The 24,062-nt window shown below is 70.8% G+C and carries 17 protein-coding genes and 1 pseudogene; 14 read left to right on the plus strand and 4 right to left on the minus strand.

The window, feature by feature from the left end; translation table 11 throughout:
• Positions 1 to 256 precede the first annotated feature (256 nt).
• The 7 genes from STSP_RS06185 (at position 257) to STSP_RS06215 (ending at position 12,967) form a co-directional block, all read left to right on the plus strand.
• On the plus strand, positions 257 to 2,500 hold the full coding sequence (locus STSP_RS06185) for a sialidase family protein (RefSeq protein ID WP_067273165.1): 2,244 nt from the start codon (positions 257 to 259) through the stop codon (positions 2,498 to 2,500).
• A gap of 55 nt (positions 2,501 to 2,555) precedes the next feature.
• Complete coding sequence (locus STSP_RS06190; protein ID WP_067273168.1) at positions 2,556 to 4,568, plus strand: beta-galactosidase; 2,013 nt, start codon at positions 2,556 to 2,558, stop codon at positions 4,566 to 4,568.
• A 23-nt stretch (positions 4,569 to 4,591) separates the two neighbouring features.
• On the plus strand, positions 4,592 to 6,901 hold the full coding sequence (locus tag STSP_RS06195; protein WP_067273200.1) for a glycosyl hydrolase family 95 catalytic domain-containing protein: 2,310 nt from the start codon (positions 4,592 to 4,594) through the stop codon (positions 6,899 to 6,901).
• A gap of 52 nt (positions 6,902 to 6,953) precedes the next feature.
• Complete coding sequence (locus tag STSP_RS06200; RefSeq protein WP_067273172.1) at positions 6,954 to 7,667, plus strand: glycoside hydrolase family 12 protein; 714 nt, start codon at positions 6,954 to 6,956, stop codon at positions 7,665 to 7,667.
• Between the two features lie 117 nt (positions 7,668 to 7,784).
• On the plus strand, positions 7,785 to 9,692 hold the full coding sequence (locus STSP_RS06205) for an ABC transporter ATP-binding protein (protein WP_198547276.1): 1,908 nt from the start codon (positions 7,785 to 7,787) through the stop codon (positions 9,690 to 9,692).
• A gap of 46 nt (positions 9,693 to 9,738) precedes the next feature.
• Positions 9,739 to 11,532, plus strand: coding sequence for an ABC transporter ATP-binding protein (locus STSP_RS06210; protein WP_067273205.1), 1,794 nt, complete (start codon positions 9,739 to 9,741; stop codon positions 11,530 to 11,532).
• Positions 11,533 to 11,884: 352 nt separating this feature from the next.
• Positions 11,885 to 12,967 carry a 3-deoxy-7-phosphoheptulonate synthase gene (locus tag STSP_RS06215; protein WP_067273207.1) on the plus strand — a complete coding sequence of 361 codons (1,083 nt, stop codon included), beginning with the start codon at positions 11,885 to 11,887 and terminating at the stop codon, positions 12,965 to 12,967.
• A gap of 130 nt (positions 12,968 to 13,097) precedes the next feature.
• Here the strand turns inward: STSP_RS06215 and STSP_RS06220 are convergent, their stop codons facing one another.
• Positions 13,098 to 13,943 (minus strand): NAD(P)H-binding protein, encoded by an 846-nt coding sequence (locus tag STSP_RS06220; protein ID WP_067273176.1) that lies wholly within the window; start codon positions 13,941 to 13,943, stop codon positions 13,098 to 13,100.
• Positions 13,944 to 14,084: 141 nt separating this feature from the next.
• Between STSP_RS06220 and STSP_RS06225 the strand changes: the two genes are divergently transcribed.
• The 4 genes and pseudogenes from STSP_RS06225 to STSP_RS06240 all read left to right on the plus strand — a co-directional run bounded on the left by STSP_RS06225 (position 14,085) and on the right by STSP_RS06240 (position 16,310).
• On the plus strand, positions 14,085 to 14,483 hold the full coding sequence (locus tag STSP_RS06225; protein WP_078066928.1) for a winged helix-turn-helix transcriptional regulator: 399 nt from the start codon (positions 14,085 to 14,087) through the stop codon (positions 14,481 to 14,483).
• Positions 14,459 to 15,073, plus strand: a pseudogene (locus tag STSP_RS06230) (bifunctional 5,10-methylenetetrahydrofolate dehydrogenase/5,10-methenyltetrahydrofolate cyclohydrolase); the annotation flags it as partial. The gene STSP_RS06225 and the pseudogene STSP_RS06230, both read left to right, overlap by 25 nt.
• Positions 15,074 to 15,096: 23 nt before the next feature.
• Positions 15,097 to 15,591: an NUDIX hydrolase gene (locus STSP_RS06235; protein ID WP_067273179.1), complete on the plus strand. Its 495-nt coding sequence runs from the start codon at positions 15,097 to 15,099 to the stop codon at positions 15,589 to 15,591.
• A gap of 62 nt (positions 15,592 to 15,653) precedes the next feature.
• A complete protein-coding gene (locus STSP_RS06240) occupies positions 15,654 to 16,310 on the plus strand; it encodes a class I SAM-dependent methyltransferase (RefSeq protein WP_067273180.1) in 657 nt (218 codons plus the stop codon).
• Between the two features lie 18 nt (positions 16,311 to 16,328).
• On the opposite strand, the gene STSP_RS06245 is transcribed toward STSP_RS06240, so the two are convergent.
• Positions 16,329 to 16,691, minus strand: a complete 363-nt coding sequence (locus STSP_RS06245; RefSeq protein WP_067273183.1) for a MerR family transcriptional regulator — start codon at positions 16,689 to 16,691, stop codon at positions 16,329 to 16,331.
• Positions 16,692 to 16,755: 64 nt separating this feature from the next.
• Here STSP_RS06245 and STSP_RS06250 point away from each other — a divergent pair, with 64 nt between their 5' ends.
• The gene (locus STSP_RS06250; protein ID WP_067273185.1) at positions 16,756 to 17,445 is read left to right on the plus strand and encodes an alpha/beta fold hydrolase; all 690 of its coding nucleotides are present in this window, start codon (positions 16,756 to 16,758) and stop codon (positions 17,443 to 17,445) included.
• Positions 17,442 to 18,272 carry a TIGR03619 family F420-dependent LLM class oxidoreductase gene (locus STSP_RS06255; protein WP_067273188.1) on the plus strand — a complete coding sequence of 277 codons (831 nt, stop codon included), beginning with the start codon at positions 17,442 to 17,444 and terminating at the stop codon, positions 18,270 to 18,272. The genes STSP_RS06250 and STSP_RS06255 overlap by 4 nt, the downstream gene beginning before the upstream one ends.
• A gap of 97 nt (positions 18,273 to 18,369) precedes the next feature.
• Here STSP_RS06255 and STSP_RS06260 read toward each other — a convergent pair whose 3' ends face one another.
• Together STSP_RS06260 and STSP_RS06265 are read right to left on the minus strand one after the other, a co-directional pair.
• Positions 18,370 to 20,424, minus strand: coding sequence for a glycoside hydrolase family 31 protein (locus STSP_RS06260; RefSeq protein WP_067273191.1), 2,055 nt, complete (start codon positions 20,422 to 20,424; stop codon positions 18,370 to 18,372).
• Between the two features lie 244 nt (positions 20,425 to 20,668).
• Complete coding sequence (locus STSP_RS06265; protein WP_067273194.1) at positions 20,669 to 21,682, minus strand: LacI family DNA-binding transcriptional regulator; 1,014 nt, start codon at positions 21,680 to 21,682, stop codon at positions 20,669 to 20,671.
• A gap of 367 nt (positions 21,683 to 22,049) precedes the next feature.
• Here STSP_RS06265 and STSP_RS06270 point away from each other — a divergent pair, with 367 nt between their 5' ends.
• Positions 22,050 to 24,008, plus strand: coding sequence for an acyl-CoA dehydrogenase family protein (locus tag STSP_RS06270; RefSeq protein ID WP_067273197.1), 1,959 nt, complete (start codon positions 22,050 to 22,052; stop codon positions 24,006 to 24,008).
• Positions 24,009 to 24,062: the final 54 nt, after the last annotated feature.

Consider the following 24,062-nt stretch of genomic DNA (forward strand, 5'->3'; position numbering starts at 1 on the left):
TCGCGGTCGCTTCCCCCTTCGTCCAGCGGCACTTCAAGAAGGGCATGCTCACCGGAGCCATCAAGGGCTGACGCCAGAGCCCGCGCCCCTCGTTCGCCGCCGTGTCCGGCCGGGCCTGTCACCGGCCGGCCACGGCGGACTCCAGCCCCACCTCCCCCCGTCGCGCGGCCGCTCCGGGCCGCCATGCGCCCTCCCGGGCTCGTCTCTGCCTCCCCAGGTTCTCGCAGCTTGCTGCCCGTACAGATCGAGGTAAGTCATGCGCACGTACCGCCTGAGCAGACGTTCGGTCCTCGCCGGGACCGCCGCAACCGCCGCACTCACCGCCGTCCCCGCCCTCCAGAGCTCGGCCGTAGCCGCCACCGAGGCCACGTCGGCCGCCGCCTCCGCGGCCGACGCCGGAAACCCCTACCGCTGGCGCAACGTCGTCATCGGCGGCACCGGCTTCATCAGCGGCGTCCTCTTCCACCCCTCCGTACGCGGACTCGCCTACGCCCGCACCGACATCGGCGGCGCCTACCGCTGGGACGACGGCACGAGCCAGTGGGTGCCGCTCCTCGACCACATCGGCTGGGACGACTGGAACCTCCTCGGCGTCGAGGCGATCGCCGTCGACCGCGCCCACCCGGACCGCGTGTACCTGGCCGTCGGCACGTACTCCCAGTCGTGGGCGGGCAACGGCGCCGTGCTGCGCTCCGACGACCGCGGCGCCACCTGGTCGCGCACCGACCTGACCGTGAAGCTGGGCGCCAACGAGGACGGCCGCGGCGCCGGCGAGCGGCTCCTCGTCGACCCGCGTGACAGCGACACCCTGTGGCTCGGCACCCGGCACGACGGGCTGCTCAAGTCCACCGATCGCGGTGCGACTTGGGCGGCCGCCGACTTCCCCGCCAAGGCGAGCGCGTCGGGGCAGGGCATCATGTTCCTCGTCGCGGCCGGGCGCACCCTGTACGCCGGCTGGGGCGACGGCGACGGCAGCGCGACCGCCACGGCTCTGTACCGCACGACCACCTCCGGCGGCTGGGAGGCCGTGCCCGGCCAGCCCACCGGGACCGCGGCCAAGGTGCCGATCCGCGCTGCGTACGACTCCGGGACCCGCGAGCTGTACGTCACGTACGCCGACACGCCCGGCCCGAACGGCCACTCGACCGGCTCGGTGCACAAGCTGAACACCGCGAGCGGCAAGTGGGCCGAGGTCACGCCCGTGCAGCCGGGTGGCACCACGGCCGACGGTTCCAAGGACACCTTCGGCTACGGCGGCGTCGCCGTGGACGTCAGCAGCCCCGGCACCGTCGTCGTCTCCACGAACAACCGCTGGGCGGCGATCGACACGCTGTTCCGGTCCACCAACGGCGGCCGTACCTGGACGTCCCTCAAGGACGCTGCTGTCTTCGACGTATCCGAGACTCCTTATCTGAAGTGGGGCGAGGACAAGCCCAAGTTCGGCTGGTGGATCCAGGCCGTGGGCATCGACCCGTACGACTCGAAGCACATCGTGTTCGGGACGGGCGCGACGCTCTACGGGACCCGGGACCTGAAGAACTGGGCACCGCAGATCCGCGGCCTGGAGGAGACCGCCGTGCGCCAGCTGATCTCGCCCCCGGCCGGGGAGGCGCATCTGCTCAGCGGGCTCGGGGACATCGGCGTGATGTACCACGAGCTGCTCACGGCGTCTCCGTCGCGCGGCATGGCGACGAACCCCGTGTTCGGGTCGGCGACGGGACTCGCACTCGCCGCGGCCAAGCCGTCGTATGTCGTGCGGACGGGCTGGGGCGACAAGGGCAACGGCGCGTACTCCAACGACGGCGGGCAGACCTGGGCGCCCTTCGCGGCCCAGCCCGACATCGCCAAGAACGCTCCCGGACCGATCGCCACCAGCGCCGACGGCTCGACGCTGCTGTGGTCGTTCGTGCACTGGGACGGCACCAAGTACGCCGGGCACCGCTCCACGGACAACGGCGCGACCTGGACCGAGGTCTCCTCCTTCCCGAAGGGCGCCACGCCGGTCGCCGACCCGGCCGACCCGACGCTCTTCTACGCGTACGACACCGACACAGGAACGCTATACGCGAGCACTGACAGTGGCGCCTCGTTCACCGCCCGTGCGACCGGACTGCCCTCCGGGGACAGCCAGTTCAAGATCGTCGCAGCCCCCGGACGCAGCGGCGACCTGTGGCTCTCGGCCAAGGCGAACGGCCTCTACCGCTCCACCGACGGCGGCGCCACCTTCACCAAGGTGACCAGCTGCTGGGCCTCGCACACGCTCGGCTTCGGCAAGGCCGCCGACGGCGCCGACTACCCGGCGATCTACCAGGTCGGCGCCACGGAGGCGATCACCGCCGTCTACCGCTCCGACGACGAGGCCAAGACGTGGATCCGCATCAACGACGATGCCCACCAGTGGGGCTGGATCGGTGAGGTCATCACCGGCGACCCCCGCATCCACGGCCGGGTCTACCTCGGCACCAACGGCCGCGGCATCCAGTACGGAGCCCCTGCCTGACCCCCGCCCGCTCAGCGGGACCCCCGACGCCCAGCGTGTACGGAGAACCTTCCTGATGACCCCCCAGACGCCCAGCGTGACCGCATCCGGTACGCCGGACCGGCCCACCCTCGCCGACACCACCCGCGGCCGCATCCTCTTCGGCGGCGACTACAACCCCGAGCAGTGGCCCGAGGAGACCTGGCACGAGGACGTGCGCCTCATGCGCGAGGCCGGCGTCAACTCCGTCACGCTGGGCGTCTTCTCCTGGGCGAAGCTGGAGCCCCGCCCGGGAGCACGGGAGTTCGGCTGGCTCGACCGCCTGATGGACCTCATGCACGAGAACGGGATCGGGGTCGTCCTCGCGACCCCGACCGCCTCGCCCCCGCCGTGGATGGGCCGCCTCCACCCCGAGACGCTGCCGCGCGACGAGAACGGCCAGACCGAGTGGTGGGGCTCCCGCCAGCACTTCTCGCACTCCAGCGCCACCTACCGCCGCTACGCCGCCGCCATCACCGAGGACCTGGCCGCCCGCTACGGCAGCCACCCGGCCCTCACCATGTGGCACATCAACAACGAGTACTGCACCTACGACTGGGGCGACGAGGCGGCCACCACCTTCCGCCGCTGGCTGCAGGACAAGTACGACACGCTCGACGCGCTCAACACGGCCTGGGGCACCGCCTTCTGGAGCCAGGGCTACGGCAGCTGGGACGAGGTCCTCCCGCCCCGCCGCGCCCACTACATGAAGAACCCCACCCAGGTGCTGGACTTCAAGCGGTTCACCTCCGACATGCTCCTGGAGTGCTACGTCGCCGAGCGGGACATCGTCCGCCGGCACACCCCGCACATCCCGGTGACCACCAACTTCATGCCGTTCTGGACGGGCCAGGACGCCTGGCGGTGGGCCGAGGAGGAGGACGCCGTCTCGGTCGACATCTACCCGGACCCGCGCGACCCCTTCGGCGGGCAGAACGCCGCGATGATCCAGGACATGACCCGCTCGCAGGCGGGCGGCGGTCCGTGGATGGTCATGGAGCAGGCGGCAGGACCGGTCAACTGGCGGGGCGTCAACCACCCCAAGCCGCCCGGCCTCAACCGCCTGTGGTCGCTGCAGGCCGTCGCCCGCGGCGCCGACGCTGTCTGCTACTTCCAGTGGCGCCAGTCCCGGCAGGGCTCGGAGAAGTTCCACTCCGGGATGGTCAGCCACGCGGGGGAGCAGGGCCGCACCTTCCAGGAGGTCAAGCAGATCGGCGCCGAACTCGCCCGGATCAGCGGCGAGGTGACCGGCACGCGCGTGGCCGCCGATGTCGCGATCCTCCAGGAGTGGAACGCCTGGTGGGCCGGCCAGCAGGACGGCCGGCTCTCCTCCGGGGTCGAGTACCAGGACGTCGTACGCGCCTGGCACCGCGCCCTGTGGGAGGCGGGCACGACGGCCGCCTTCGCCCACCCCGAGCACGACCTGTCCGCGTACAAGCTCGTCGTCGTGCCGCAGCTGTATCTGCTCACGGACACCGCGATCGACAACCTCGTCGCGTACGTGCGTGACGGCGGCACCCTGGTCTGCGGCTTCCAGACCGGCGTCGCCGACGAGGACGACCGGGTGCGGGCGGGCGGCATGGAGGAGCGGCTGCGCGAGCTGTTCGGCATCCGGATCCTGCACGAGTGGTGGCCGCTGGACCCGGGCGAGACCGTCGAGGCCGACGGCTTCCGCGGCACGCTCTGGTCCGAGGAGCTGGAGGCCGGGGACGCCGACGAGGTCGTTCCGTACAAGGGCGGTGAGCTCGACGGCCTCCCGGCGGTGCTGCGCAAGGGCCGCGCTTGGTACGTCTCCACGCTTCCCGAGCCCGGCGCGCTGCGCGACCTGCTGGCGCGGGTGGCCGCCGAGGCGGGCGTGCGGCCGGTGCTCGAGGGCCTGCCGACCGGCGTTGAAGCGGTCCGCCGGGGCGAGCTGCTCTTCGTCCTCAACCACCGGCGCGAGCCGGTCAAGGTCGACGTGCCCGGCACCCATCGCGACCTCCTCACCGGCGAGTCCGTCGAGGGCTCGCTGGAGCTCGAGCGATACGGGGTGGCGGTGCTGGCGCAGTGAACAGAGGAAACGAGGTGCACACCATGTCCGGCACGCGCGCGTGGGATGCCGCGGATGGCACGCGCGCGTGCCACGGCACCTGGGAACCGTCGCCCGCCGCCCGCTGGGAGGACGCCTTCCTCAGCGGCAACGGGCGCCACGGCGCCATGGTGTTCGGCGATCCGTACGACGACCGGATCATCGTCAACCACCACACACTCGTCCGCCCCAACGGCAGCGAGCACGCCCGCCCTCCGCAGCTCGCCGCCGACATCCCCGCCCTCCAGGACCGGCTGCTCGCCGGCGACACGACCGCCGCCGAGCGCTTCACCGACGGCCGGGGCATGATGTGGGTGCAGCCCTTCCACCCGGCCTTCCAGGTACGGCTGCGCAGACAGGCCGGTGAACAGCGCGACTACCGGCGCTCGGTCGACTTCACCACCGGCGTCGCCGACGCCGTGTGTGCGACGGCAGGAGCCCTGTGCCCCGACTGGCACAGCCGCGTCTTCGTCTCCCGCGCGGACGACGTCATCGTCCAGTACGTCACCGGACCAGGGCAGAGCCTGGACATCTCCCTCGATCACCGCCTTCCAGGCGCCCCGTCCGGCCTGGCGGTCGGTCACGGGGCGGCTCTCACCCGTGAGGGCGCCCTGCTCACGCTGCGCGCCGGCTACCCGGACAGCGACCGCGCGTACACCGGAGTGACCCTCGTGGTGACCGCAGGCGGCCGTACGACGGTGGAGCCGCCCGGCGTGCGCGTCGCGGACGCGGAAGGCGTCCTGCTCCTCACGCGCGTGCACCGCCACACCGGTGAACTCGACGTCCTGGCAGAGGCGGAGGCACTGCGCGCTCTGCTGTCCGATGACGGTCCCGCCGACGTCGCCGGCGCCTACGCCCGCCTCCTCGACCGCCACACCGCCCTCCACCGCCCCGCCTACGAGCGTGTCTCCCTCCGTCTCGGCCCCGCCGAGGAAGTCGAAGGTGATGCCGCAGGCGACCCCGACCGGGCCCTACCCGGCTCCGAGCTGCTCCGCCGCCCCAAGAGCACCGCCTTCCTGGAGCGGCTCTTCGCGGCGGGCCGCTACCACCTGCTGTCCGCGAGCGGCATGCTGCCGCCACGCCTGCCCGGCCTGTGGACCGGCGACTGGAACACCGCGTGGTCGGGGGCGTTCACCAACGACGCAAACGTCAATCTGCAGACCGCGTCGGCCGCGGCCGCCGCCCTGCCCGAGGTCAGCGAGGCGCATGCCGCGCTGGTGTACGGCCAGCTGCCGGACTGGCGGGACAACGCCCGCGCGATCTTCGGCACGCGCGGCATCGTCGCGCCCGCGCACACGGACGGCGAGTCGGGACACACGTACCACTTCAGCCGCGAGTACCCCCTCCACCTGTGGACGGCGGGCGCCGACTGGCTGCTGAAGCCGCTCGTCGACCACGACGAGACCCGCGGGGAACAGGACCCCCGCCTGGCCGCCGCGCTCGCCGAAGTGGCGCAGTTCTACGAGGACTTCCTCACCCGCACCGGCCCGGACGGCCACCTCGTCGTCGTCCCGTCCTACTCCCCGGAAAACCGCCCCGCCAACGCGAGCTGGGGCACCCTCAACGCCGCCATGGACCTCTCCGCGGCCCGCCACGCCCTGCTCACCGCGGCCGCCTACCACCCCGGCACCCCGGGCGCCGACCGCTGGCGCGCCCTCGCCGACCGGCTGCCCCCGCACCGGATCAACGACGACGGCGCGATCGCAGAATGGGCCTGGCCGGGCCTCGAGGACTCCTACGACCACCGGCACCTCAGCCACCTCTACGGCGTCTGGCCGCTCGACGAGATCAACCCCTACGACACCCCGGACCTCGCGGCGGCAGCCCATCGCGCCCTCGAGCTCCGCGGCGCCGAGAACGACTCTGCACACGGCCATCTCCACCACGCGCTGATCGCGGCCCGCCTGCGAGACGGCGAGCGGGCCGCAGCCGCCCTGGGCCAAGTCGTGGCAGGCGACTTCTTCCACGCCTCGCTGATGAGCGCGCACTACCCGGCCCGGAACGTCTACAACGCGGACGCCGCCCACGCCCTCCCCGCGCTGGTCGTCGAGATGCTGGTCCAGTCGACACCGGACCGGCTCGTCCTCCTGCCCGCGCTCCCGGACGCGTACGAGAGCGGCGAACTCCGCGGCGTACGCACCCGCTTCGGCGCCGAAGTCGACCTCGCCTGGAGCCCGGACGGCGCCACCGCCGTGATCCGCCCCACCCGCAGCGTCCGCATCGACCTGCGGACGCCCACCTGGACTTCCACCGGTGCGCGACAGCTCTCCCTGCATGCCGGGGAAGACTGCGTCCTCACCCTGGAGGCGCAGTGAACCGCACAGCACCACAACACCGGAAAATCCCCCCACCCATGGAAGGGACACCATGGCACGACACACTCTTAGCAGGCTGACCAAAGCGCTGCTCGCCCCCGCACTCGCGCTCGGCGCCACGATCGGCCTCGCCTCCGCTCCCGCCCACGCCGCCGTCTGGAGCTCCTGCGACCAGTGGGGCAACACCACGCTGAACGGCTACACGCTCTACAACAACATCTGGGGCTCCGGCGCTGGCAGCCAGTGCATCTGGGCCAACTCCGGCACCAACTGGGGCGTCTGGGCCGACCACCCCAACACCGGCGGCATCAAGTCCTACCCCAACTCCAAGAAGGTGATCAACAAGTCGATCACCTCGCTCGGCTCGCTCACCAGCAGCTACAACGTCACGGTCCCGTCCTCCGGCGCGTACAACACGTCGTACGACATCTGGGACACCGACTACGACTACGAGATCATGCTCTGGGTGAACTACAACGGCGCCGTCGGCCCGCTCGGCACCTCGCAGGGGAGCGTCACTCTCGGCGGCCACACCTGGAACGTCTACAAGGGCAACAACGGTGCCAACGAGGTCTTCTCGTTCCTGCGCACCTCGGACTCGAACTCCGGCACCGTCGACATCCTCCCGATCCTCAAGTGGATCAAGGACACCAAGGGCTGGATGGGCAACGAAACCATCGGAGACGTCCAGTTCGGCTACGAGATCACCTCGTCGTCGGGCGGGCTGGACTTCCAGACCAACAACCTGACGGTCTCCAGCAGCTGACAGCCTGCCTGTAAGAAAACCAGGGGCGCGGCACCACAGCACCACGGCACCATGAAGCACCGACACGGAGCCGGTCCCGTCCCGGGGCCGGCTCCACCCCCGCCCGGATGCCATGAGGTGAACCGCCTGAACAGCGCCCAGCCCTCCCAACGCTCACCGCACAGCCCCCTGACGCGGCGCATCGCGCTGCTCCGCCCGCTCCGCACCGTCCCCCGCCCCCTGCTGGCGGGGATTTCGCTGCTCCTGCTCGCCCAGGCCCTGCTGCCCGCGGCCACCGCGGTCGCCATGGGGCAGCTCGTCGGCCGCGCCGAGCGGCTGACCGGCGACGGAGTCCTCGGCGGCCTCCTGTGGCCCCTGGCCGCCTTCACCGTCCTCCTCCTCGCCGCGCACCTCCTCGAATCGTTCATCGAACCCCTGGAGTGGCTGCTCAAGGCGCGGATCGTCGGCGCCCACCGGGCCGCGCTCCTGCGCCGCGCCGTCTCCGTCCCGACGATCGGCGCTCTGGAACAGCCCAGGACTCAGCAGCTCGTGCAGGCCGCCTCCGCGGACCCGGAGAACTGGACCGAGCGCACCCCGGCCGACGGCGCCGCCGCCCAGCTGCGGTTCATCAGCGCCGCCTGCGGCTTCGTCGCCTCGTCCGCCGTGCTGGCCGCCTTCGCGTGGTGGGCGGTGCCCGTGATCCTGCTGCCCGTCGTCGCGCTGCGCATCCGCTTCGTAGGCCGCTTCACGGAGCTGATCCGGCAGTGGCTGACCCGTGCCGACCGCGCCCAGCAGGGCGGGGTGTGGGCCGAGGCAATGACGTCACCGAGCACCGGGAAGGACGTACGGACCTTCGGCCTCGCCGAGTGGATGCTGGTCGAGCAGCGGCGCCATCTGCTCGGCATGTTCGAGCCGTTGTGGCGCCGGACCGTCCACGCGTCGTGGGAGAACATCGGGCACGGGATGGTCGTTCTCGGCTGCCTGCTCGCCGTGTTCGTACCGGCGGCGGCGAGCGGTGCGGACGGCACGCAGTCGGCGGCCGTCGCCACAGCCGTCCTGAGCGCGGGCTGGTCGCTGGTGAGCCTCGTCGACTACGCCGACGGACGCGACGTCGCCGGCGCCTCGGCCGCGATCGAAGCCACCGAGGAGCTGGAGAAACTCCTGCCGGTGCCCGACGATGCCGCTGCGCTCCCTGCCGGACGTGTGCCGCGCCAGGGCACGAAGATGCCCGACGGCCCGCTCCACGTCCGCTTCGAGGGCGTCTCCTTCCGCTACCCCGGCACCGAGCGCACCGTCCTCGACGGGCTCGACCTGGAGATCCGCCCCGGCGAACTCCTCGCCGTCGTCGGCCTCAACGGCGCCGGAAAGTCCACGCTCATCAAGCTGCTCTCCGGCCTGTACGAGCCGACCGGCGGGCGCCTCACCGCGAACGGCACCGACCTGGCCGACCTCACGCCCGACGCGTGGCGCCGCCGCATCTCGGTCGTCTTCCAGGACTTCGTACGCTACGAACTCTCCGCCGCCGACAACGTGACCCTCGGCCAGGCCGCCGTTCCCCGCGAGGAGACGGCGCTCGAAGCGGCCGCCCGAGACGCGGGGCTGACCGCCGTCCTCGAGCGGCTGCCGCACGGCTGGGACACCCCGCTCGCCCGCTCCCGCACCGACGGCGTCGACCTGTCCGGTGGACAGTGGCAGCAGGTCGTCCTCGCCCGCGCGCTCTACGCCGTGCACACCGGCTCACGGCTCCTCGTGCTCGACGAGCCGACCGCCCACCTCGACGTGCGCACCGAGTTCGACGTCTTCGACCGGCTCGCCCGCGCCCGCGGCGACGACACCTCCGTCGTCCTCATCTCGCACCGCCTGTCCACCGTCCGCCAGGCCGACCGGATCGTGCTGCTCGACGGCGGCCGCATCACCGAGTCGGGCACCCATGACGAACTGATCGCCCGCCAGGGCGCGTACGCCGAGATGTTCGCGATCCAGGCCGAACGCTTCCGGCGCGGCCACGAGGACCGCATCGAGGAAGGCGAGTACGGCATTGCGTAGCACGGCTTTGAATCAGGACGAGACCGGCAAGAAAGGGGCCGTACCGGTGAGGCGCACGCTCGCGCTATGGGGTGAGCTGTTCGCCCTCTCCTGGCGCCGCATCCCGGCGGCCACCGCGGCCACCCTCTCCGTACTGCTGCTCGGCGTGCCCGCCACCACCGGCATCGCGCTGTCCCTGCGCACCGCCGTGGACGGCATCACGACCGGCGACCACGACGCGGCGGTCCTCGGCACGGTCTGCGCGGCGTGCGCGTACGCCGCGACCCGCACCCTGAACCACATCGGCCGCTCCCTGATGATCATGTCGACCGAGAAGATCGGGCTGACGGACATCCACGAGGGCATCCACCGCGACATCGCGACGCTGGAGGGCCTGGAGCACCTGGAGCGCACGGACTACCTGGACCGGGTCACCACGGTCCGCACCTCTGCCTGGGCCATCGTCGCCAGCATGTGGAGCGCGATCGCGATCTTCACCGACGTACTCCAACTCGTGGTGCTGCTCCTGCTCCTCGGGACGGTCAGCCCCTGGCTGTTGCTCCTTCTGCCCGCCGCCGCACTCCCGCTGTGGGCCAACGCCCGCGGCCAGCGGCTCGTCAACGCGGCGGAGACCGACACCGCCGAGTACCACCGTGTCCAGCGTCATCTGTTCAAACTGGGCACGCGAGCGGCGACCGGCAAGGAGATCAGGGTCGCGGGCGCGGGGGAGGAGATCGTACGGAGGCAGAGCGCGGCCTTCGGGGTGGTAGTGGACGGCCGTTACCGGGCCCGGATGCGCGCGGCATGGCTGCGCGCGGCGGGCTGGACGGTGTTCACGCTCGGCTTCGGCGGGGGCCTCGCGCTCGTCGGCCACCGCACGGCACAGGGCCTCGGCACGCCCGGTGACCTGGTGCTGACGATCACCGTCGCGGCTGCGCTGCGCCAGTCCGTGCAGCAGGCGGTGACTCGCGCGGCCGGCGCGATCGACGCGATGCGGCTGATCGGCCCGTACCTGTGGCTGCGCTCGTACGCCGCCGACCAGCGCGCCCGCACCACCGGCACGGCGCCCAGCCCCGACGCTCTCCGCGAGGGCATCACCTTCACCAACGTGTCGTACGTCTACCCGGGCACGGAGCGGCGCGCGCTGGACGGGATCAGCGTCACGCTGCCCGCCGGCGCCGTGATCGCGGTGGTCGGCGAGTTCGGCTCTGGCAAGACGACGCTGGTCAAGCTGCTGTCGAAGTTCTACCGGCCCGACGAGGGGCGGATCACCGTCGACGGCACCGATCTCACCGAGCTCGACACGGACGCCTGGCGGGCCAGGACCAGCGCCGCGTACCAGGACTTCGGGCGTTTCCACACCGTGTTCGCGCAGACCGTCGGGCTCGGCGACCTTCCGCACATCGACGACCGGGAGCGCATCGCCGAGGCGGTCCTCGCGGCCGACGCCGAGAGCCTGGTCGCGCGCCTCCCGGACGGCCTGGACACCCAGCTCGGCCGCGAACTGGGCGGCGTCGACCTGTCCGAGGGCCAGTGGCAGAAGACCGCACTCGCCCGCGCCTCCATGCGCCGCGAGCCGCTCCTCTTCGTCCTCGACGAACCCACGGCATCCCTCGACGCTCCGAGTGAACAGGCCATCTTCCAGCGCTATATGGACCGCGCCCGCACCCTCGCCACCCGCACCGGCGCCGTGACCGTCATCGTCTCGCACCGCTTCTCGACCGTGAGTGGTGCCGACCTCATCCTCGTCCTCGACAAGGGCAGACTGACGGAGCACGGCACGCACGAGGAGCTGCTGGCGCTCGGCGGGCGGTACGCGGATCTGTACGGCATCCAGGCTACGGCGTACGCGGCGTCCTGAGCCGGTCCGCGCTCGACCGCCCGCCCCGCCCGCGCGTTCCATCAATCACTGATGGTGCGAGGTGGCGGAGAGTGCGCGGCAGCTCCTGGGATGGAGGAAAGTGCCTGACTCCACGGTCGATCGCTCCGTTAGCATCCCTCACATGTTCACGTTGGTGCGTTGCTATTGGCGCTTCACACTGGCTCCGGGTGGAGCCGGTCGTCGCATGCGCTGACCAGCAATCACCCGGAGCCAGCAGGGCAGAGACAATCCGTCTCTGCCCTTCGTCGTTGAGGCGGCCAGGCACCGGGTGACGCAGCGCAAGCAGCACGGATTCGGTCCCCGCCTCGTGAACGAAGACGGGAACCCGATCATGACCGTGTCCTCAACCAGCTCACCTCAGACCAATGACCTGCGTGTCACCAGTTTCCAGCCCCTCGCCCCTCCAGCCGCCCTGCGCCGTGATCTACCTCTGGGTGCTGCCCGCGCGACCCTGGTCCAGGCCAGTCGACGCGCCGTCAAGGATGTGCTCACCGGTGAGGACGACCGCCTGCTCCTGATCGTCGGCCCGTGTTCCGTCCACGACCCGGCCGCGGCACGGGAATACGCGGAACGACTGGCCGCGGCGGCGGCTCCTCTGCGCGATGATCTGTGCGTCGTGATGCGGGTGTACTTCGAGAAGCCCCGCACGACCCTCGGCTGGAAAGGCCTCATCAACGACCCTCACCTGGACGGTACGCACGACGTCCACCACGGGCTGCGCCTGGCCCGCCAGGTACTGCTCGACGTACTCGACATCGGACTCCCCGTCGCCTGCGAGTTCCTGGAGCCGACGAGCCCGCAGTACATCGCGGACACAGTGACCTGGGGAGCCATCGGCGCACGTACCCCCGAAAGCCAGGTGCACCGCCAGCTCGCCTCAGGACTGTCGATGCCGGTCGGCTTCAAGAACGCGACGGACGGCGACATCCAGGCTGCTGTGGACGGCTGTCGGGCGGCAGCGGGCAGCCATGTCTTCTTCGGTATCGACGAGCACGGCTCCGGCTCGGTCGTTTCGACCAGTGGCAACCCCGACTGCCACATCATCCTGCGCGGCGGACGCAGCGGCCCCAACTACGGCCCTGACCACGTCCGCGACGCGCTCGCACTGCTGGGCAAGTCCGGGATGCCGCAGCGCCTGGTTGTCGACGCAAGCCATGCCAACAGCGGCAAGGACCACGTCCGCCAGGCAGCGGTTGTCCGCGACATCGCAGCCCAGGTCGCTCACGGCGAACCGGGGATCGCCGGATTGATGATCGAAAGCTTCCTGCGCGAAGGGCGACAGGAGCCCGGGCCCCTGAGCACACTCACCTACGGACAGAGCGTCACCGACGCATGCATCGGCTGGGAACAGACGGAGACGCTGCTGGGCGAGTTGGCGGCAGCGGTACGTCAGCGGCGCCAATCGCGCGACTGAGTCGGCGCATACGGCTGAGAGGGCCCGAGGCGCGAGCGATGTATGCCAAGTGATTCCGGCACGGCGGCACCAGAGAGGTGCCGCCGTCGCCATCCAGGGGCCGGGACCGCCTTGGCCTGCGGACGGGGTCCTATCGGAAGGCGGCGATGTGGCGTCGAGCCCAGTCGGCGAAGGTGCGGGGCTTGCGGCCGAGGACTCGCTCGACGTCAGGGCTGATGCGCTGTTCTGCGGAGGTCGGTTCGCCGAGGATGTCCAGCGTGGTGGCGACCACGGGCTCGGGCATGAACTGCAGCATCTGTGCGCGGGCCTCGTCGCGGGTCTGCTCGACGAAGCGGACCGGTTCGCCGAGCGCGTCGCCGAGCGCCTCGGCTTGTTGCCGGGGCGTGCTGAGGGCGGGACCGGTCAACTCGTAGATCCTTCCGGTGTGCGCGTCCTCGCGCAGCGCCACGGCGGCGACCTCGGCGATGTCGGCCGGGTCGACGGTGGGCAGGCCGACGTCACCGAACGGCGCGGCGACGGTCCGCCGGGTACGGACCGACTCGGCCCAGGCGTACGCATTGGAGTCGAAAGCGCCCGGCCGCAAGATCGTCCAGTCCAGGCCCGACTGCTGGACGGCGTCCTCGATGGCGCGTCCCGTGCCTCCATGCGATGCCGACTGGGGCCGGGTCGCGACTCCTTGGGATGACAGCAGCACGACTCGTCGGACGCCGCCGGTCTTGGCGATGTCGAGGATGTGCTGAGGGCTCAGCAGGTGCGCACTGGGTCCGCCGTTCTGCAGGAACAGCGCGTCGGCGCCGTCGAGAACGGGCCGAAGGGTTTCGGCGTCGGTCAGGTCCGCCGTGCGGTGCCGGACGCCCTCCGGCACGTCCGCGTCCGAGATGCTCCGAGATGTTGCGGTCACCTGCTCACCGGCCGCCATGAGGGCCTGCACGAGTGATCGGCCGACGTTGCCGGTCGCCCCCGTCACTACGATCACGAGCAACTCCCTTGTTCTTCGGCGTGGTTGTCGATGCCCGGGCGGGCGAGAACGCCTCAGAGAGCTGAGCTCCGGGCGACGACGGGACGCTAACATCGCCGGTGTAGTAGGTACCTACAGGAAAGTGGCTCTCTCGAAGGGATGCGCATGGCCGACGACACGACCTGGACGGCCTCCGCTGCTACCGACCCGCAACTCGCCTGCCCGATCAGTCCGGTCGTGGACATCGTGTTCAGCCGGTGGACCACTCCGATCCTGTGGACGCTCCACACCCACGGTCGGCAACGCTTCGTCGAGCTGGAGCGGGGCATCCCCCGGATCACGCCGAAGGTGCTGACCCAGCGGCTGAGGCAACTGGAACGCGACGGCCTGATCATGCGCACGTACCATCCGGAGGTCCCCCCTCGGGTCGAGTACGAGATCAGCGAGCTCGGCCGCAGCCTCGCCCCGCTCTTCGCCCACCTCGCCGAGTGGGCAGCCGGCAACCTGGACGAGGTCGAGCGGGCCAGGCACGACTACGACACCGCTCCGGGCCGGTAGCACCCGGGCGCACGGCGAGGCGGCGGGACGAGCGGGCGGCGTTCGAGGCCATCGCTCCGGAGAAGGACGTCGACGGCGTCACGATGCACTCCTTCGGCGCGATGAGCTTCGGACTGCCCGGTTTCGCGTCGTGCACGCCCGGCGGGATCATGCGGCTTCTGGACGAGTACGGCGTCGAACTCGCCGGCAGACGCGCCGTCGTGATCGGCCGCAGCGCCATCCTCGGCAAACCGGTCGGGATGCTCCTGCTCGCGCGGGACGTCACGGTCACGTACTGCCATTTCCGCACCGCGGACCTGTCCGCGATCGTCCGGGAAGCGGACATCGTGGTAGCGGCCGTGGGACGACCGCGGCTGATCCGGGGTCAGGACATCAAGCCGGGCGCGGTGGTGATCGACGCCGGATACAACCCGGGCAACATCGTCGACGTCGACGTCGACGTCGACGTCGACGTCGACTTCGACACCGCCCGCACCCGTGCCCGTCTGATCACGCCCGTCCCCGTCGGGGTCGGCCCGATGACCATCGCCGTCCTGCTGGCACAGACCGTTGAGGCCGCCGAACAGCGACTCGGCAGCCGGGGACGCTGACGTCGTCTGCGATCGTGAGTGCCATGGGTGAACTGGTCGAGCGGGTCGATGAGCAGGACCTGGTGGTCGGGGTGGTGGAGCGGGGCGAGGCCATCGACAGACAGTGGCTGCACCGCGTGGCGACGACTGTCTGCCGAGATCCGGAGGGCCGCATTCTGGTGCATCGGAGACCGGAGGATGTGTCGCGGTTCCCGGGACAGTACAACTGGCTGATCGGCGGCGCCGCAGAGGTCGGCGAGTCATACGAGGAGGCGGCAGCCCGTGAACTCGCCGAGGAGCTGGGGGTTCAGGCGCCGGTCCGATTCGTCTTCAAGTTCCTCTGCCGAGGGGCGATCAGCCCGTACTGGCTCGGCGTCCATGAGGCCGTCGTCACCGAGGCGATCGTCCCAGATCCGTCGGAAATCGCCTGGCACGGCTGGGTCTCCGAGGGCGAGCTGCAGGACGCGCTTCAGCGGTGGACGTTCGTACCTGACGGCGTCGACGCCCTGAGGCGTTACCTCGCTGGGCCGACACCGTAGCCTGGCGTACGGGATTCCCGGACGGGGCGTCGCCGGAATCCACGGTCTGCTGGGATGGCGGCATGAACCTGTTGTCGCCTCGCGTCCTGCAAGCCCTTCACCGGTTCAATGCCGCTCATCCGTGGGACCACAACGCCCACTACCACCGGTGGATCCTGCGGCAGCTTCCGAAACGATTCGACCGTGCCCTGGACGTCGGCTCCGGTAGTGGCGACCTGGCCAGGCTCTTGGCCATACGCGCCAAGGAGGTGCACGGGATCGACTTGGACCCGGCGATCGTCGCCCGGGCACGGGAGCTGACTCCTCCGGCCGCCCCGGTGACGTTCTCCGTCGCGGACGTACTGACCGGGGTCCCCGCCGGTTCCTACGACGTCATCACGTGTGTCGCCGTCATCCACCATCTGCCGTTCACCGAAGCGCTCACCCTCCTGCGCCGACACCTGGCGCCCGGAGGAACGCTGGTAGTCGTCGGGCTGGCTCGCGCGGAGACCCGTGGCGACCAGCTGCTCGGCGCCGTCGCCATCCCACTGAACGCCGCCATGGGCTGGTTCAAGAACAAGGGCCGCACGGCACAACGGCCGGTCTCGATGACCGCCCATACCCGCCCTGCGGACATGAGCTTCCCCGACATCGTCCGCGAAGCCCGCCACGTCCTGCCGGGTGCACGGCTGCGTCGCCGGCTGTTCTGGCGCTACACGCTGATATGGCACCAGCGCTGAGCTGTCGGATCGAGCCGGTCACCGCCTCTGCCGCGCCTCGGTCGCGTCGCGGAACTCGGCCAGCGCGGCGCGGCGGCGGCGCAGATCCGCGATGTCCGCGTCCATCCGCTCCAGGTGCATGGCCATCGTCCGCAGCACCTCCGGGCAGGGGTCGATCCCCGGCCCGGTCTCGGTGGCGCACGGCAGCATCTCGCGGATGGCGCCGGTGGTCAGCCCGGCCGCCAGCATGCCCCGGATGCGGGCGACGACGTACGGGGCTTCGGGCGCGTACACGCGGTATCCGTTGCTGTCACGGTCGGGGCACAGCAGGCCCTGCTCCTCGTAGTACCGCAGCAGCCTGGTCGCGACCCCGGTCCGCTGCGACAGCTCGCCTATCAGCACCGATTCTCCTCACCGCGCCTGGGACTTGACCTTCACACCGGTGTGATGGGTCAACGTTCGGGGCATGCCCGATTCATTCCCCGCCCTCGCCACCGCCGTCACCGGAACCGGCCCGGGACTGCTGCTCGCCCACGGCGCCACCGGCAGCATCGAGGGCAACTTCGCCCCGGTCCTGAAAACCCTCGCCGTCGCCCACACCGTCATCGCCCCCGACTACCCGGGTTCCGGCGGAACCCCGGTCGCCGCCGCCCCGCTCGACCTCGACGACCTCACGGACGCGATCGTCGGCTCCGCCGTCCGGCACGGCATCGAGCGGTTCGCGGTGCTCGGCTTCTCGCTCGGCACGCTGGTGGCGGTGCGCGCCGCCGTACGCCACCCCGAGCGGGTGACCGCCCTCGTCCTGACCGCCGGTTTCGCCCGGCCCGACGACCACCTGCTCGGTCTCCTCCCTGGCTGGCGGGCCGAGGAGCCGCCCGCACTCCGCCCGCACATCGACCTGATCCCGTCGCTGGACATCACCGGTGACCTGCCAGAGCTCGCCGTACCGACGCTGGTTGTCGCGACGGCCCGCGACAGCATGGTCCTGCCCGCGAACTCCCGCGCCCTGGCGGCCGGAATCCGGGGCGCCCAGTACACGGAGATCGACAGCGACCACGTGGTCATGGTGGAGCGGCCGGAAGAGTGGCTGAAGCCGGTCCTCGGCTTTCTCCAGTCCCTTCCGCTCTCGGAAGTGAGGGAGGGCGAGCGCAAGTGAAGCTGCAGGTCGTACTCCCCGATGAGGCCGCGGATGCCGACCCGCGCCTGCTCGTCGAGCTGGCACAGCAGGCCGAGACCCTCGGCTATGACACGGCATGGCTCCCCGATCACCTGCTGCCGCCGGCCGAGTACGGTCCCGTGTACGGGGGTGTCTTCGAACCGCTCGTGACCATGGGCTGGCTGGCAGCGGCGACCACCCGGATCCGGTTCGGCACCTCTGTGCTGGTCCTGCCGATGCGCAGTCCGTTCGTGGTGGCCAAACAGGTCGCAACCCTTCAGAGACTGTCCGGCGGACGGATCACCCTGGGTGTCGGGATCGGCTGGGACGAACGCGAGTTCACAGCCGTCGGCGCCGACTTCAGGAGTCGCGCTGCCCGGACGGACGAGGCCATCGCACTGCTCCGGCACCTGTTCCGGGCCGGCCGAGGCCCCTTCGAGGGCCGCTGGTACGGCTTCGGGACGGGCGTCTTCGAGCCGCGCCCCGACGGTCCGGTGCCGGTGATGACCGGCGGTGTCACCGACGCCGCCCTGCGCAGGGCGGCACGGTATGCCGACGTCTGGCAGGGCGTTGGCCTGGATCCGAAGGAGTTCGGCGAGAGGCTGGCGTACCTGCGGGCCTGCACGGACGGCCGCACCGTATCCGCCGGTACCCGGATCGACTGGCACGGCCCCGAACGCACCGTCGGCGAGGCGGCCCTCATCGCCGAGGCGTTCAGGAACGCCGGAGCCGAGCAATTGGCGGTGCACTTCGGCGACCCGGACGGCTACGCCCGGCGTATGGCCGCCTTTGCCCGAGCGACCCGGGCGGCCCGGGCGACGGCCTGAGAATGGCCCGCGAGGAGTGCCCATGGCCGGGGACCGGCACAGGTGAGGGAGGGCGGGCCGGCCCCGTGATCCGGCCCGCCTTCCCCTCACAGCACCGCTACTGAGCGATCGGCAGCCGCGCCCCGTCCCGCAGGAACAGCGGGATCCGGTCCAGCGGGGCGTCGACCGTGACGGCCGCACCGCCCTCGTACTCCTCGCCCGTCCAGGCGTCCGTCCACCGCGCGCCCGCCGGGAGGTACACCGTCCAGGCCGTCGCGCCCGACTCCAGCACCGGCGCCACCAGCAGGTCCGGGCCGAAGAGGTACGCGTCGTCGACCGACCAGGCCTTCTCGTCCTCGGGGAACTCGAGGAACAGCGGCCGCATCACCGGCAGGCCCTCCTCGTGGGCCGCGCGCATCACATCGAGGACGTACGGCTTCAGGCGCTCGCGCAGGTGCAGGTACTTCTCAAGGATCGCGGCGGCCTCCTCGCCGTACGACCACACCTCGTTCGGGCCGCCGGTCATGGCCGGGCCGAGCGGCATGCCCGGGTCGCGGAAACCGTGCAGCCGCATCAGCGGCGACAGCGCGCCGAACTGGAACCAGCGGACCATGACCTCGCGATACGCCGGGTCGTCCGGGTCGCCGCCGTGGAAGCCGCCGATGTCGGTGTTCCACCACGGAATGCCGGACAGCGCGGTGTTGAGGCCCGCGGCGATCTGGCGGCGCAGGGTCGCGAAGTCCGTGCCGATGTCGCCGGACCACAGGGCGGCGCCGTAGCGCTGGCTGCCCGCCCACGCGGAGCGGTTGAGGGTGACCACCTCGGTCTCGCCCGCGGCGTGCATGCCCTCGTAGAAGGTACGGGCGTTCTCGCGCGGGTAGAGGTTGCCGACCTCCTGGCCGGGGCCCGCGTGATAGCGCAGGTTCTCGGCGAAGTGCGGCTTGAGCTCGGGCTCGCAGGCGTCGAGCCAGAAGGCGCGGATCCCGTACCGCTCCAGGTAGTTGTCGCGGATTCGGGACCACACGAACTCGCGAGCCTCGGGGTTCGTCGCGTCGTAGAACGCCACCTGGACCGTGGAGGCGACCTCCTTGTCCGGCCAGTCCGCGTGCGCCATCGGGCTGTACTGCGTGCCGATGAAGTAGCCCTTCTGCTCCATGAGCTGGTGGTTCTCGCTGAGCGGAGACACCGAGGGCCAGACCGACACGACCAGCTTGATGCCCAGCGCGTCCAGCTCGCGCATCATCGCCGCCGGGTCGGGCCACTCCGCCGGGTCGAACTTCCAATCGCCCAGATGCGTCCAGTGGAAGAAGTCGCAGACGATCGCGGAGATCGGCAGGCCGCGCCGCTTGTACTCGCGGGCCACGGCGAGGAGTTCGTCCTGCGTGCGGTAGCGCAGCTTGCACTGCCAGAAGCCGGCGGCCCACTCGGGCAGCATCGGCGTACGGCCGGTCGCCGCGCTGTAGCGGCGCTGTGCCTCGGCCGGGGTGCCCGCCGTGATCCAGTAGTCGATCTGGCGGGCGGAGTCGGCGACCCAGCGCGTGCCGTTGCCGGCCAGCTCGACGCGGCCGATCGCGGGGCTGTTCCACAGCAGCGTGTAGCCGCGGCTGGAGGTGAGCACCGGTATGGTCACCTCGGCGTTGCGCTGCACCAGGTCCAGGACGGTGCCCTTCTGGTCGAACCGCCCGTGCTGGTGCTGCCCGAGTCCGTACAGCTTCTCGCCCTCGTACGCGCTGAAGCGCTGCTCCAGGCGGTGGTGGCCGTTGCCCGTCGGGGTGTACAGACGCGGACCGGGCCACCAGAAGTGGGCGCGCTCCTCGGCGAGCAGCTCGGTGCCGTCGTCGGTGCGGACGAAGCGGATCTGCCCCTCCGAGCTGACGTGCGCGGTGATCGCGCCGACGGTTAGCTGGCCCTCGCCGTCGCCGATCTTGACCGTCACCGCCTGGGCGGGCTCCGGGTCTTCGAGGAGTGCGCCGGGCAGTCCGTCGAGGACCGGGCCGCCGAGCCGGGCGCGGACCCGGATCGCGTCCGGACCCCAGGGCTCGATGCGTACGGTCTCCTGACGGCCGCTCCACTCCAGCGCCCCGTCACGCTCGCGGAACGTACCGATGGTGGGGGACGACTGGGCCAGGCTGACGGAGCCTTGTCCAGGCTGACTGACGGCAGGCTGATTCACGCGGGTGCTCCTGAAGGGTGTGTAACGACGGATGTAGTGACATGTCCGGCCTGGCGGAGCCGTGCCGGGGTGGGACATGGGGATGCGTGGAACGTGGGGAGGTAGATGGGACGGGGCGGGGGAGAGGGAGCCGGGCGGGGCGCGGTGCCTGAGTGCTCCGGCCGGGTCCCGGTCTCGGCGGGTCCACGGTTCGGGTTCGGCTCCGCCGGGTTCGCGCTCGGTTGACCCGGGCGGAGCCCGCCCCTCAGCTGGTCGAAGGTGCCGGGCCCGAGCTGGCCCGTACGGTCAGTTCCGGCGGGAGCAGTACGACCTCGTCCGTGCCGTGTCCCTCCAGCTTGGCGACCAGGAGTTCCACGGCGCGCCGCCCCATCTCCTGCGCGGGGATGGCGACCGAGGTGAGGCGCACGGAGGCCTGCATGGCGAGCTGGTCCGGGCAGATCGCGACCACCGACACGTCCTCGGGGACCGCGCGGCCCTGCTGCCGCAGCAGCGCGAGCAGCGGCTCGACCGCCGACTCGTTCTGCACGACGAACCCGGTGGTGGACGGACGCTCGTCGAAGACCCGTGCCAGGGTCACCGACATCGCGTCGTAGCCGCCCTCGCAGGGCCGGTGCAGCAGCCGCAGCCCGAGCTCGCGGGAACGGGAGCGCAGGCCGTCCAGGGTGCGCTCGGCGAAGCCGGTGTGCCGCTCGTACACCCCGGGCGCCTCGCCGATGACCGCTATGTCACGGTGGCCGAGCTTCGCCAGATGCTCGACGCACAGGGCGCCGGTCGCCCCGAAGTCGAGGTCGACACAGGTCAGCCCGGTCGTGTCGGCGGGCAGGCCGATGAGCACGGACGGCCGGTCCGAACCACGCAGCAACGGCAGCCGCTCGTCGTCGAGCTCGACGTCCATGGGGATCATGGCGTCGGCGAGCCCGCTGCCGGTGACACGGCGTACGGCGTCAGGGCCCTCCTCTCCCGTGAGCAGCAGCACGTCATACCCGTGTGCACGGGCCGTGGTGGCGACGGCGATGGCGATCTCCATCATCACCGGCATATACATGTCGGTACGCAGCGGAATCATCAGCGCGATGATGTTCGACCGGTTGCTTGCCAGGGCCCGCGCCCCCGCGTTGGGGTGGTAGCCGAGCTGCTGGATGCTCCGCTCTACCCGCTGCCGTGTGCTGGCGGAGATGGAACGCTTGCCGCTGAGGACATAGCTCACCGTGCTGGCCGAGACTCCGGCGTGCTGGGCGACCTCGGCGAGGGTGACCATTCAGCCCTCCAAGGTGGGGTTTGAAGCGCTTCGACATGGGGCGCAGAGGATTGGACTGCGGGGTGAGGGTGGTCCGACAGTAGCCCGACGGCCAGGGGGTGTCCATAGGATTGTCGAAGCGCTTCGACTAGATTCCCTGGTCCCGGGCATCGCCCTGTTTCCGGCGCCCGGGAGCGGGGTGCCCCTCACGGAGCGGGACCACGGGCCTGGGAAGCTACCGCACCAGGCGTGCACGTCCGGCACCGCCCCGTTCACCCGATCGGTGCGCGAGGACTGGTGGGGACCCGGCGAATCGGGTACATACGAATGAGTAGAACCGACCGGTAACTAATCGGACGGATGATCCCGAAGCGGCGAGGTGAGCCTCATGTCCGCACCAACCAAAAGGCCCGACGTCACGACACGCAGGCCGGCCGTCACCGAACGAGAAGCCCGTCAGGTGGCGGAGGCGGCGCGCGAGCAGGACTGGCGCAAGCCCAGCTTCGCCAAGGAACTCTTCCTCGGCCGCTTCCGGCTGGATCTGATCCACCCCCACCCCACGCCCCCGGACGAGGACGCCCAGCGCGGTGAGGAGTTCCTGGCCAAGCTCCGCGACTTCTGCGAGACGAAGATTGACGGCGCCCGGATCGAGCGCGAGGCGCAGATACCCGACGAGGTCATCCAGGGCCTCAAGGAGCTCGGCGCACTCGGCATGAAGATCGACACCAAGTACGGCGGCCTGGGGCTCAGCCAGGTGTACTACAACAAGGCTCTCGCCCTGGTCGGCTCCGCGAGCCCGGCGATCGGCGCGCTGCTGTCCGCGCATCAGTCGATCGGAGTACCGCAGCCGCTGAAACTGTTCGGCACCCAGGAGCAGAAGGACGCCTTCCTGCCGCGGTGTGCCCGTACGGACATCACGGCGTTCCTGCTCACCGAGCCGGACGTGGGCTCGGACCCCGCGCGTCTGGCCACCACAGCGGTACCGGACGGCGACGACTACATCCTCGACGGCGTGAAGCTGTGGACGACCAACGGCGTCGTCGCGGACCTGCTCGTCGTCATGGCCCGCGTACCGAAGTCCGAGGGCCACAGGGGCGGCATCACGGCCTTCGTCGTGGAGGCCGGATCAGAGGGCATCACCGTCGAGAACCGCAACGCGTTCATGGGCCTGCGCGGCATCGAGAACGGCGTCACCCGCTTCCACCAGGTCCGGGTCCCCGCGGCCAACCGCATCGGCCAGGAGGGCGCAGGGCTGAAGATCGCGCTGACCACGCTGAACACCGGGCGACTCTCCCTGCCCGCGATGTGCGCGGGCGCCGGCAAATGGTGCCTGAAGATCGCCCGCGAGTGGTCGGCCGCCCGCGAGCAGTGGGGCAAGCCCATCGCCCACCACGAGGCCGTCGGCGAGAAGATCTCCTTCATCGCGGCGACGACCTTCGCCCTGGAGGCCGTACTCGACCTGGCCAGCCAGATGGCCGACGAGAACCGCAACGACATCCGCATCGAGGCTGCACTGGCCAAGCTCTACGGCTCCGAAATGGCCTGGCTGATGGCCGACGAGCTGGTCCAGATCCGCGGCGGCCGCGGCTTCGAGACGGCCGAGTCCCTCGCCGCCCGCGGTGAGCGCGCCGTCCCCGCCGAACAGATCCTCCGCGACCTGCGCATCAACCGGATCTTCGAGGGCTCCACGGAGATCATGCACCTGCTGATCGCCCGTGAGGCGGTCGACGCCCACCTGTCGGTCGCCGGAGACCTCATCGACCCAGAGAAGTCCCTCTCCGACAAGGCGAAGGCGGGCGCGAAGGCCGGCGGCTTCTACGCACGCTGGCTGCCGAAGCTCGTCGCCGGACCGGGCCAGCTCCCGCGCGCCTACGCGGACTTCCACCCGGCCGGCCATGTGGACCTCTCGACGCACCTGCGCTACGTCGAGCGGTCGGCCCGCAAACTCGCCCGCTCCACCTTCTACGGCATGTCCCGCTGGCAGGGCCGTATGGAGACCAAGCAGGGCTTCCTCGGCCGGGTCGTCGACATCGGCGCCGAGCTGTTCGCGATGAGCGCGGCGTGCGTACGGGCGGAGATGCTGCGTACGACCGAGGAGTACGGCCGCGAGGCCTACCAGCTCGCCGACGCGTTCTGCCAGCAGTCCCGCATCCGCGTCGACGAACTCTTCGCGCGCCTGTGGACCAACACCGACGACCTGGACCGCAAGGTGGTCAAGGGCGTCATGAGCGGCATGTACACCTGGCTGGAGTCCGGGATCATCGACCCCTCGGGCGAGGGGCCGTGGATCGCGGACGCGACGCCGGGTCCTGCCCGGCGGGAGAACGTACACCGCCCGATCGGCTGAGGCGCCGGGCGCCTCAGCCGATCAGCCACGCCCCCGCCGACGTCGGCCTGCACC

The organism is Streptomyces jeddahensis, assembly GCF_001642995.1.
Classification (GTDB): domain Bacteria; phylum Actinomycetota; class Actinomycetes; order Streptomycetales; family Streptomycetaceae; genus Streptomyces; species Streptomyces jeddahensis.

Bases quoted from the DNA above. Each gene is read 5' to 3' on its own strand.
- STSP_RS06185 (WP_067273165.1), top strand. From the start codon at position 257: ATGCGCACGTACCGCCTGAGCAGACGTTCGGTCCTCGCCGGGACCGCC.
- STSP_RS06190 (WP_067273168.1), top strand. From the start codon at position 2,556: ATGACCCCCCAGACGCCCAGCGTGACCGCATCCGGTACGCCGGACCGG.
- STSP_RS06195 (WP_067273200.1), top strand. From the start codon at position 4,592: ATGTCCGGCACGCGCGCGTGGGATGCCGCGGATGGCACGCGCGCGTGC.
- STSP_RS06200 (WP_067273172.1), top strand. From the start codon at position 6,954: ATGGCACGACACACTCTTAGCAGGCTGACCAAAGCGCTGCTCGCCCCC.
- STSP_RS06215 (WP_067273207.1), top strand. From the start codon at position 11,885: ATGACCGTGTCCTCAACCAGCTCACCTCAGACCAATGACCTGCGTGTC.
- STSP_RS06225 (WP_078066928.1), top strand. From the start codon at position 14,085: ATGCGCATGGCCGACGACACGACCTGGACGGCCTCCGCTGCTACCGAC.
- STSP_RS06235 (WP_067273179.1), top strand. From the start codon at position 15,097: ATGGGTGAACTGGTCGAGCGGGTCGATGAGCAGGACCTGGTGGTCGGG.
- STSP_RS06240 (WP_067273180.1), top strand. From the start codon at position 15,654: ATGAACCTGTTGTCGCCTCGCGTCCTGCAAGCCCTTCACCGGTTCAAT.
- STSP_RS06250 (WP_067273185.1), top strand. From the start codon at position 16,756: ATGCCCGATTCATTCCCCGCCCTCGCCACCGCCGTCACCGGAACCGGC.
- STSP_RS06265 (WP_067273194.1), bottom strand. From the start codon at position 21,682: ATGGTCACCCTCGCCGAGGTCGCCCAGCACGCCGGAGTCTCGGCCAGC.
- STSP_RS06270 (WP_067273197.1), top strand. From the start codon at position 22,050: ATGTCCGCACCAACCAAAAGGCCCGACGTCACGACACGCAGGCCGGCC.